Origin of the sequence: Methylocystis sp., assembly GCF_050251305.1 — a bacterium.
Classification (GTDB): domain Bacteria; phylum Pseudomonadota; class Alphaproteobacteria; order Rhizobiales; family Beijerinckiaceae; genus Methylocystis.
Map to the genome: position 1 here is coordinate 1 of NZ_JBFWNB010000078.1, position 9,713 is coordinate 9,713.

General features: G+C 64.3%; 11 protein-coding genes and 1 pseudogene. 6 read left to right on the forward strand and 6 right to left on the reverse strand.

Annotated elements, in window-relative coordinates; translation table 11 throughout:
- The 5 genes and pseudogenes from AB7F41_RS16470 to AB7F41_RS16490 form a co-directional block, all read right to left on the reverse strand.
- Nucleotides 1-226: pseudogene (locus AB7F41_RS16470) on the reverse strand (ergothioneine biosynthesis protein EgtB); the annotation flags it as partial.
- 111 nt (nt 227-337) lie between these two features.
- The gene (locus AB7F41_RS16475) at nt 338-1,054 is read right to left on the reverse strand and encodes a glutathione S-transferase (RefSeq protein ID WP_428380037.1); all 717 of its coding nucleotides are present in this window, start codon (nt 1,052-1,054) and stop codon (nt 338-340) included.
- A gap of 164 nt (nt 1,055-1,218) precedes the next feature.
- On the reverse strand, nt 1,219-2,055 hold the full coding sequence (gene kdsA, locus AB7F41_RS16480; protein ID WP_428380035.1) for a 3-deoxy-8-phosphooctulonate synthase: 837 nt from the start codon (nt 2,053-2,055) through the stop codon (nt 1,219-1,221).
- A gap of 11 nt (nt 2,056-2,066) precedes the next feature.
- A complete protein-coding gene (locus tag AB7F41_RS16485) occupies nt 2,067-2,711 on the reverse strand; it encodes a uracil-DNA glycosylase family protein (protein ID WP_428380034.1) in 645 nt (214 codons plus the stop codon).
- Nucleotides 2,711-3,322 (reverse strand): glutathione S-transferase family protein, encoded by a 612-nt coding sequence (locus AB7F41_RS16490; RefSeq protein WP_428380033.1) that lies wholly within the window; start codon nt 3,320-3,322, stop codon nt 2,711-2,713. The genes AB7F41_RS16485 and AB7F41_RS16490 overlap by 1 nt, the downstream gene beginning before the upstream one ends.
- Before the next feature lie 308 nt (nt 3,323-3,630).
- Between AB7F41_RS16490 and queC the strand changes: the two genes are divergently transcribed.
- The 3 genes from queC to ykgO all read left to right on the forward strand — a co-directional run bounded on the left by queC (nt 3,631) and on the right by ykgO (nt 7,033).
- Nucleotides 3,631-4,365, forward strand: coding sequence for a 7-cyano-7-deazaguanine synthase QueC (gene queC, locus AB7F41_RS16495; protein WP_428380031.1), 735 nt, complete (start codon nt 3,631-3,633; stop codon nt 4,363-4,365).
- A 141-nt stretch (nt 4,366-4,506) separates the two neighbouring features.
- Complete coding sequence (locus AB7F41_RS16500) at nt 4,507-6,798, forward strand: TonB-dependent receptor (protein ID WP_428380029.1); 2,292 nt, start codon at nt 4,507-4,509, stop codon at nt 6,796-6,798.
- A 109-nt stretch (nt 6,799-6,907) separates the two neighbouring features.
- Nucleotides 6,908-7,033, forward strand: a complete 126-nt coding sequence (gene ykgO, locus AB7F41_RS16505) for a type B 50S ribosomal protein L36 (protein WP_014892454.1) — start codon at nt 6,908-6,910, stop codon at nt 7,031-7,033.
- 105 nt (nt 7,034-7,138) lie between these two features.
- Here the strand turns inward: ykgO and AB7F41_RS16510 are convergent, their stop codons facing one another.
- Entirely contained in the window at nt 7,139-8,041 is a 903-nt protein-coding gene (locus tag AB7F41_RS16510) for a histone deacetylase family protein (protein WP_428380261.1), read from the reverse strand.
- Between the two features lie 275 nt (nt 8,042-8,316).
- Between AB7F41_RS16510 and AB7F41_RS16515 the strand changes: the two genes are divergently transcribed.
- From AB7F41_RS16515 to AB7F41_RS16525, 3 genes are all read left to right on the forward strand, one after another.
- Nucleotides 8,317-8,925 carry a L,D-transpeptidase gene (locus tag AB7F41_RS16515; protein ID WP_428380026.1) on the forward strand — a complete coding sequence of 203 codons (609 nt, stop codon included), beginning with the start codon at nt 8,317-8,319 and terminating at the stop codon, nt 8,923-8,925.
- A 233-nt stretch (nt 8,926-9,158) separates the two neighbouring features.
- Nucleotides 9,159-9,302 (forward strand): hypothetical protein, encoded by a 144-nt coding sequence (locus AB7F41_RS16520; protein WP_428380024.1) that lies wholly within the window; start codon nt 9,159-9,161, stop codon nt 9,300-9,302.
- Between the two features lie 170 nt (nt 9,303-9,472).
- On the forward strand, nt 9,473-9,604 hold the full coding sequence (locus tag AB7F41_RS16525; RefSeq protein ID WP_428380023.1) for a hypothetical protein: 132 nt from the start codon (nt 9,473-9,475) through the stop codon (nt 9,602-9,604).
- Nucleotides 9,605-9,713 lie beyond the last annotated feature (109 nt).

Consider the following 9,713-nt stretch of genomic DNA (forward strand, 5'->3'; position numbering starts at 1 on the left):
AGAGATAGGGCGTCAGCACGAAGGTTTCGAAAAACCACGTGGTGTGAGCGAGATGCCATTTGGTTGGGCTGGCGTCGTTCATCGCTTGGACGACCATGTCTTCTGCGCTGAGCGGCGCCGCAAGTTCGAGAGACAGCGCGCGCGTGCGAAAGAGGCGATCGCGCAACGCGTCGTCGCCAGCGCTCGTTGAAAGCTGCGGATCCGGGATCAGAACCAATTCACCCATCAATATCTCTCCGGGGAGCGAGTCGAGTCCAAGCCGCCGAGACGGACAAGATGTGCATATAGGGCGAAGCGAACGATCCAAGACCCATGTTCGGCGATCCGGCCGCGCGCCTCAGCGATCGAGTTCCGGATAGTGACGAAAAATGCCTTGCTCGTTGAACGTCACGCGGCGCCCGCTCTGAAGATAGGCGCTGATGCGCGGACGTTGCACGACGCGCGCGCGCAGCGCCGACAGGCGGGGCGCTTCGGCGAGAACGGCGCGTGTTTTCTTTGGAAACGCGTAGAGCAGACCTTCGAGGGCCTGGAACAGGGAAAGATCGGCGTAGCTTACGCTATCACCGACGAGATAGGCGTCGCCGTCGGGGTTGCGGGCGAGAATGGTTTCGAACCAATCCAGAAATTTCTGGATTCGATCCGCACGGAAGCGCTGCGCCCGGCGTAACGCCTCCGGTTTCTGTTCTTCGTAATACAGGTCCGCGCCTAAGGGATGATGCGTGTCATGGGCCTCGCCGACAAGATCGGCGATGGTCAGCTGGATCTGATGAACCCAAAGCCTGCCCGTCGCGGCTTTCGGCGCGAGACCGTGACGATCGCCAAGATAGAGAAGGATCGCGGCGGTCTGACCGATGACGATGTCTCCGTGCTTCAGGAACGGCGGCGCGAATGGCGGATGAACGAGGTCGGCGCGTTCGAGAAACGTCACAAGCGCGGCCTCGGCGTTTGGCTGATGCGCCACGTCGACGTAATCCACGCCGGCTTCTTCGAGCGCGAGTCTGACGAACTCTCCGCGTCCCTGAAGGCCGGGCCAATAATAGAGCTCATAGGTCATTGCCGGGCCCGCGAAAGTGAGTCGCTCGCCGAACGCCGCATGTCAGATTCATCGGAGTGGGGCGTCCGCCGCTTATGCGGCCACTTATCGTTTGCGCCGCAGACATCAAGGTCGATCGCTTTGAATGGAGCGCGCGACGCGTCCGCGGCGCAGCGCGGCGTCCGTCAATCGTATTTTTTCGCCAGCCGGTCGAACGCCATCAATTCTTTGAGCATTGTTTCGAGTTCGCTGAGCGGAATTTGCGTCGCGCGGTCGGAGATCGCCGTGTCTGGATCCGGATGAGTCTCGATGAAAAGTCCCGCGACGCTGACGGCGACCGCCGCGCGCGCAAGCGTTGAAACGAAACGCCGCTCGCCGCCCGACGCCGCGCCATGTCCGCCGGGCTGCTGCACAGCGTGCGTGGCGTCGAAAACGACCGGCGCCCCGGTCTCTCTCAGAATCGGCAGCGCGCGCATGTCGGCGACAAGCGCATTATAGCCGAAGCTCGTTCCGCGCTCGGTGACGAGGACGCCGCCGGCGCCCGCGCCACGCGCTTTCTCGACGGCGTGCGCCATGTCCCAGGGCGCGAGAAACTGCCCCTTCTTGATGTTGACGGGGCGGCCGGCGTTCGCCGCGGCGACGATGAGATCGGTCTGCCGGCACAGGAAGGCGGGGATCTGCAGAAGGTCGACGACTTCGGCGACGCGCGCGCATTGCCATGTTTCATGCACGTCGGTCGTCACCGGCAGGCCGGTCTTCGTCTTGATCTCCGCAAGGATCGGCAAAGCGGCGTCGAGGCCGACGCCGCGCGCAGCGTCGCCGCTTGTGCGGTTCGCCTTGTCGAAGGACGCCTTGAAGACGACGCCGATCTTCAGCCGTTCGCCGAGGCTGGCGAGCGCGCCCGCGATCTCCAGCGCCATGTCTGCGCTTTCGAGCGCGCAAGGCCCGGCGATCAGCGTCAAGGGCAGGTCGTCGCCGATTTCGACTCGGCGCGCGCCGTCTCCGATGAGAACTCTCGTCACGCGGCCTTGTCTCACGTTTTGACGAGCCGTGCGACTTCGGCGCGCAACGCCGGCAGCGCCTCGGTTTCGAACCAGGGATTGCGCTTGAGCCAGCCCGTATTGCGCCAGGACGGATGGGGGAGGGGGAAGATCAGCGGTCTGGCGTTCTGAAATTCGCCCCAGCGCGCGACGATTTCGGAAACGCCCGCGCCTTTCGGCAACGCATGGCCGAGCCGCTTGAAGTGATAGTCCTGCGCATATCTGCCGATCGCGACGACCGTCTCGATCTGCGGCAGCGTTTCAAACAGTTGGTCGTGCCAATGGGCGCGGCATTCGCGGCGCGGCGGCAGGTCGCCGCCGGCGACGTCATTTCCCGGAAAGCAGAAGCCCATCGGAACGATGGCGATGCGCGACACGTCATAGAATGTCTCGCGATCGACGCCCATCCAGTCGCGCAGCCGATTGCCGGAAGGATCGTTGAAGGGTACGCCGGTCTGATTGACGAGATTGCCGGGCGCCTGGCTCGCGAGCAGCAGACGCGCCGTGGGCGAGACGCGCAACACCGGCCGCGGCTCGTGCGGCAGTTTCTCGCCCTCGGGCGTTTCCGCGCAGAAGCGGCAGGCGCGGATGCGCGCGGCGATCTCCTCGACTCGCTTGCCGGACGCGCGCCGCGACATTACGGCGTGACGCTCGGACGCGCCGAGACGTCCGCCCGCCAGCGGGCGAGGTTGTGCAGATCGTCAGGGATCTCGACGCGCGCGAGCTTGGTCAGATCCATGGCGACGATGGCGGTGATGTCGGCTATGGTGAACTCGTCGGAGGCCATGTAGCGCCTCGAGGCGAGTTCGCGGTCGAGAAAGCGCATCATCTGTTGCGCGCGCGGCCGCTGATGCTCGGCCAATTGCGGCAGCTGCGGAGTCTCGAGCAGCGCCATCGCCGGATGGCTGTGGCGAAAGGCGAGCGCCACCGGCGTGAACAGGCGGAATTCCACGCGGCGCTGCCACATTTCGACAAAGGCCTGATCGCGCACGTCCCGTCCAAAGAGCGGCGGCTCTGGATGGAGCGATTCGATATAGCGGCAGATGGCGACCGACTCCGTGAGCGTCGCGCCGTCGTCGAACACGAGCGCCGGAACTTCCTCGAACGCATTGACCGACGCATAAGGCCCCTGCTTGTGCTCCTGCGCCATCAGATTGACGTCGCGAATGGGAATCGTGACGTTCTTTTCCGCCAGGAAAATTCGAACCCGCCGGGGATTTGGCGCCAGCGGCGTATTGTAGAGCAGCATCTTGGTCTCGTTCCGGGGTCGAATGAGGGGAAATTCGCCGCGCTAATGTGGGGGCGCCGTCCGACTTTTCAAAATGCGCCCCTATCAACGGCGGCTCGCTGTTTTGGGGCGAAGATTTATTGTGAATTCCGGATGACGCCTTCGCTGGGCGTGTCATTCGCTGAGCGCGTCAATCCCGGAAGGCTGAATGCCTGACCGGGAATCCAGAGACAGTCCGAGAATGCTGGTTTTGAGCTCCGATCGCGCGCGCTGCGCGCGTCGGGAATGACATCCGAGCGTTCAAACGGATTTTGTATAAGTTAGGCCCAATGACGAACGATCTCCCGACTCAATCCTCCGCCGCCCTCGTGCTGTTTTCGGGTGGTCAGGATTCCACGACCTGCCTCGCCTGGGCGCTGTCCCGCTTCGACCGGGTCGAGACCGTGGGATTCGATTACGGCCAGCGCCATCTTGTCGAGCTTTCGCGCCGGGCCGCGCTGCGCGAGGGGCTTGCGCGGCTCTCGCCGTCCTGGGCTGGGCGGCTTGGCGAAGACAGCACGATTTCGATCGAAGCGCTGGGCGCGATCTCGGAGACCGCGCTGACCCGCGACGCCGAGATCGCCTTCGCCGCCGACGGGCTGCCCAACACTTTCGTTCCGGGTCGCAATCTGCTGTTTCTGACCTTCGCCGCGGCGCTCGCCTATCGCCGCGGGATCGCCGATCTCGTCGGCGGCATGTGCGAGACCGACTATTCGGGCTATCCCGACTGCCGCGACCAGACGATCCGCGCCATGGCGCAGGCGCTCAGTCTCGGCATGGACCGCAGCATCGCCGTGCATACGCCGCTGATGTGGATCGACAAGGCGGAGACCTGGCGACTGGCGGAATCGCTCGGTGGCGAACCGCTCGTGCGGCTCATCGTCGAAGACACCCACACCTGCTATCTCGGCGACAGGGGCCGTCGTTTCGATTGGGGCTACGGCTGCGGCGAATGTCCCGCCTGCAAGCTGCGCGCGGCGGGTTGGGAGAAGTATCGCGCCGGACAGACGCGCGCGACCGCCTGAGACCCTTCTGACCGCTCGACTGTGGCAGGACGGCCACAGACCGGCGCCGACATCCGCACGCCGGACGAAGCGCCATTGACAGGCTTCCACCGGCTCTGGATATGTTATGTTATAACATATGCCGAAGGAGAGCGGGCGTCGATGAGGAGAAGCGTTTTTGCCGGCGCGGCCGCTTGCGGCGGCGCGACGGTCGGATTCTTTGTTTGCGTCGCGAGCGCTGCGGCTCAGCAGGCCTTGCCGCCGATCGAGGTGGGCGCCGTCAGTCCGATCGCGCGCAGCAAGGTGGCCGCCCGTCCACAGACTCCCGTAGCGCCCGGCGGGCGCAACCGCAGCGTCGCGCGCTCGAGCGGACCCGAGCCGCGCGACACGGCCGTGGCGCCGCTCGGCGTCCTCCCCATCGTCGCCAATCAGTTCGCGACGGTGACGGTCGTCACCAATGAGGAGCTGCGGCGCTCGCCGGGCGCGACGCTTGGCGACGTGCTGTTCTCGAAGCCGGGCGTCACCGGGTCGAGTTTCGCCCCCGGCGCGGCAAGCCGTCCCATCGTGCGCGGTCTCGACAATTATCGCGTGCGAATCCAGGAAAATGGGATCAGCGCGAGCGGGGTGTCGGAACTCGGCGAGGACCACGCCGTTCCGCTCGATCCCGTCGCCGCCAGCCAGGTTGAAGTGGTGCGCGGCCCCGCCACGCTGCGCTGGGGGTCGCAGGCCATCGGCGGCGTGGTCAATGTCGAAAACAACCGCATCCCCACCGCCTTGCCGTGCCGTCTTGCGCTCCTCCCAACGGCCGCGACGGAGGGCTGCTCGATCGTCGAGACTCGCAGCGCGGTGATGACCGTCGACAACGGGTTGGAAAACGCGACGCTGTTCGACGCCGGCCGCGGCAATGTCGCCGTCCACATCGATGTCCACGGCCAGCGCAGCAGCGACTACCGCATTCCCGGCTATCCTTACCTGTATCCGCCGGACCCGCCGCCGCCCGTTTTCGGACGCCAGCCCAATTCGTCGATGCGCTCGGCGGGCGGTTCGGTCGGCGCCTCCTATTTCTTCGACGGCGGCTTTATCGGCGTCGCGGTGACCCAGTTCAACTCGCGCTATCACATCCCCGGCGTCGAGCCGACGGAGACCGATACGCGCATCGAGCTTCGCCAGACGCGCGCGACGACCAAGGGCGAGTTCCGCCCGCAGTCGGCCTATATCGAAGCGGTTCGCTTCTGGGCGGGGCTGACTGACTACAAGCACCACGAACTCGCCTATGAGGAGGGTTTCAACGGCGTCCAGCAGACCTTCACCAACAAGGATCTCGAGGCGCGCGTCGAAACGCAGCTTCGGCCCGTCGATTTGTCCTTCGCGACTCTGACCAGCGCCTTCGGCGTGCAGGGCATGCATCAGATCCTGACCTCGCCCGGCCGCGAGGGCGGGCTTTTCGATCCCAATCGGACGCGAAGCGTCGCCGGCTATTGGTTCAACGAATTCAGGCTGACCGACACGTCGCGGATGCAGCTTGCCGGACGCATCGAACATGCGACCGTTTCCGGCGCATTCCCGGAACTTCTGGTTTCCGGGGAATTTCCCGAATCCGTGATCGAGCCTGGGCTGCAAATCGCCCGCGTGCGCAATTTCACGCCCAAGAGCGGCGCCTTTGGTTTCCTCCAGGATCTCCCGGAAGGCGTGGTCGCCAGCCTGACAGCGCAATATGTCGAACGCGCGCCGCGCGCGCCCGAGCTGTTTTCGCGTGGCGTCCATGAGGCGACGGGGACCTTCGACATCGGCAATCCCAATCTCGGAATCGAAGCGGCGAAGACGATCGAAATCGGCCTGCGCCGTCCGATCGGCCCATTCCGCTTCGAGGCGACGGCCTATCTCACGCGCTTCGACGGCTTCATCTTCCGCAATCTCACCGGCGCGGTCTGCGAGGGCGACATTGCAAGCTGCGCCTTCGGCGGCGACGGCGATCTGCGCCAGGCGTTCTACGCACAGCGCAACGCGGTCTTTCGCGGCGGCGAGTTTCAGAGCCAACTCGACGTCGCGCCGCTGTTCGACGGCGTTTTTGGCGTGGAAAATCAGTTCGACGTGGTGCGGGCGACATTCGTCGGCGGCGGCAATGTACCCCGCATACCGCCGGTTCGGCTCGGCGGCGGCCTGTTCTGGCGCGATACGAACTGGCTGGCGCGCGTCAACCTTCTGCACGCCTTCGCGCAGCGCAATATTGACCCGACCAATGAAACGCCGACGAAGGGCTATAATTTGCTGAGGGCCGAACTCAGCTACCGGATGCTGGTCGACCCGGGCGACCCGCTGAGCCGCGAACTGAGACTGGGGCTCGTCGGCGACAATCTCCTCAACGAGAACATGCGCAACAGCGTCTCCTTCAGGAAGGACGAAGTGCTGCTGCCGGGCGCGAATCTGCGCTTCTTCGTCAATGCCCGCTTTTGAGGCGTTTCTCAGCGTTTGCGCTTGATCGCCGGGGTGAAATAGGGCATAGGCGAAGCCAACGAACCGCTGGGCGTTATCCCGGCCAGTCAACTATTGCCGGGGAAGATCCATGAAAGTCCGCAACTCCTTGAAATCTTTGCGTTCGCGCCATCGCGCCAATCAGATTGTGCGCCGCAAGGGCCGCGTCTACATCATCAACAAGGTGCAGCGGCGCTATAAGGCCCGCCAGGGCTGAGAGCGCCTTCGCGCGCCGATCAGGCTCAGCATCGCAGGTTAGCATCGAAAGAGGGCCGGAGCGTAAGCTCGCGGCCCTTTTGCTTTTTTCCAGGACGCCGTCGCGCTAGGGGCTGGCGTTCCCCGTCACGCCCATCAGCGCGAGAACATGAGCGTTCACGCAGAGGCTGAGGGCGTCGACGTCATAGCCGCCTTCCAGCATCGAGACGACGCGGCCGCCGCAGCGCTGGTCGGCGATCTCCATAATGCGTTTGGTCGCGTCGCCGAAATCGACCTCGCGCAGCCGCAGGCCGCCGAGCGGATCGCGTTCATGCGCGTCGAATCCTGCGGAAATCAGGATCAGGTCGGGCGCGAAATTGCGCAGCCGCGGCAGGATCCGGTCGGCGAGCGCTTCCTGGAACGCGTCTCCCGTCGAGCCGGCGAACAGCGGCGCATTGACGATATTGTCGTGCGCGCCGGTTTCGTTGCGTCCGCCGGTGCCCGGATAGAAGGGCGCCTGATGCGTCGAGCAAAACAGCACCGTGTCGTCGGCCCAGAAAATCTCCTGCGTGCCGTTGCCGTGGTGGACGTCGAAGTCGACGATCGCCACCCGTTCCGCCCCATGGGCGGCCTGGGCGTGGCGCGCCGCCACGGCGATGTTGTTGACGAAGCAGAAACCCATCGGATTGCGCGCCCCGGCGTGGTGGCCGGGCGGGCGGATGGCGACAAAGGCGTTATCGGCTCCTCCCGACATCGTCTCGTCGACGGCGGCGACGGCCCCGCCTGCGGCGTGCCAGATCGCCTCGATCGTCTCCGGACACATCAGCGTATCGCTGTCGAGCGCCGAATACCCCTCGCGCGGCGCGGCATGCTCGAGGGCGGTCAGGTAGGATTCCGGATGGACGCGCCGCAGCGCCTCCAGCTCCGCTCTGCGCGCGCTGAGGCGAATCAGAGACTCAAATCGCGCCTGCTCAAGGCCGCGCGCGATCGCCCGCAACCGCTCGGGACGCTCGGGGTGGCCGGGACCCATCTCATGGCGGAGCCCGCTCTCATGTGTGACGAGAAGGGTTTTCAATGCTGCGACGCACTCCGGGCGGGCGACGCTACGCCGGTCAAGGGGTTGATTTTCGGCCTTTCGCAGGCTCCTGTCCACGAAAAAGAAGTGGTTAAGCGTAGGCGCTGTGCAACGGTTTGCGTGGCGCCGGCGCAACAGTATGGGAATAATTCGGAAGACGTGATCCCAGCGCCAAAGTTCATGATAAGAAAATCGTAACAACTGTTTTGCGGCGGAAAGGAGTGCCCGAAATGAGTTTCAGACATGTGACGGCTGCAGCGCTTCTCGCTGCCATCCTGGCTGGGTGCAACGCCGGAACGCCGCTTCCCGATCCAAGGATGAGCAGCCGCGACGCCGAATTCATGGCGCTTGCGCCGAAAGCTTCCGTCAGCTCGCAATACGAACGTTACCTCGTCGATTACAAGACGAACGAGCCCGTAGGCTCCATCATCGTCGATAATCGCTCGAAATTCCTTTACTATGTGATGCCGGGCGGCAAGGCGGTGCGCTACGGCGTGGCGACCGGACAGGACGCGATGGCCTTCACCGGCCGCGCCTATGTGGGCGGCATGCAGGAATGGCCGCGGTGGATTCCGCCGAAGGACATGCTCGAGCGCTGGCCGCATCTTCAGCCGACCGCCGACGCCGGCGGTCTGCCCGGCGGGCCCGACAATCCGCTCGGCTCGCGCGCGCTCTATCTCTATCAGAACGGCAAGGACACGCTCTATCGCATCCACGGCACGAATGAGCCGGACAAGATCGGGCAGGCTGTGTCGTCCGGCTGTATCCGCATGCGCGACATCGACGCGATCGACCTCTACAATCGCGTGAAGGTCGGCACGAAAGTCGTCGTGCTCTAAGACCGCGCCAGTTCTTTACAATTGAGATGACGCCCTCCGCGCAAGCGAGAGGGCGTCATCTATTTTGATGAGGTCAATGCGCGCCGTCGTCCCTATGGTCCCGGCGTTCGACTTCCGCCAAAGCCCAGCGTCAGTCCGCTCTCGCCTGTGCGCCGGCGCACGGCGCCTTGGTTAAGTCGGACTTAAGGTCGCAATGCTCGCAGGGAGCGGTTATCGGAAGAGGGGAATTCATTATGCGTCCGACGAAAAGCATGGGCGGCCTGGTCCTGGTGGTGTGCGTGCTCTTTCTGGAATTTGCCGGCGCCGGCGTCTACCTCACGTCGTCCGCGAAGGCCAATCCTTCGGACGTCTGCTATGGCTACGCGATTTGCCAATAAATTTTCCTCCGTTGCGCAACTTCCGTGGAACTGCTCCAACCTATGCGCGTTTGTTCAGTGAAAGGCCGGCGCGCCCAAATTGACGCTCCAAGAGAGCGGAGAGGCGGAGCGCTGAGCCTTTCAAATTTTCGATACGCGTTGCGGCGAAAGGCGGAGGGTTGGGGCCCGTCATGCGCAATCTGATATTGTCTGTGTTGATGTTGTTTCTGTTCGCGGCGAGCGTCGCCAGCGCGACGACCATTCTTTCGCAACCGTCGCCAAGCGGCGACGACTTCTGCTTCGGCTATGCGATCTGCGAATAGTCATGCCGAACGCCTCTGACGCGCCCGTTCGCGCAGACGCGAAACGCTGCGCATCAGCGCGCCGGCCTCCACGCCGATCAGGGCCTCCAATCGCCCGCCGATCATGTCG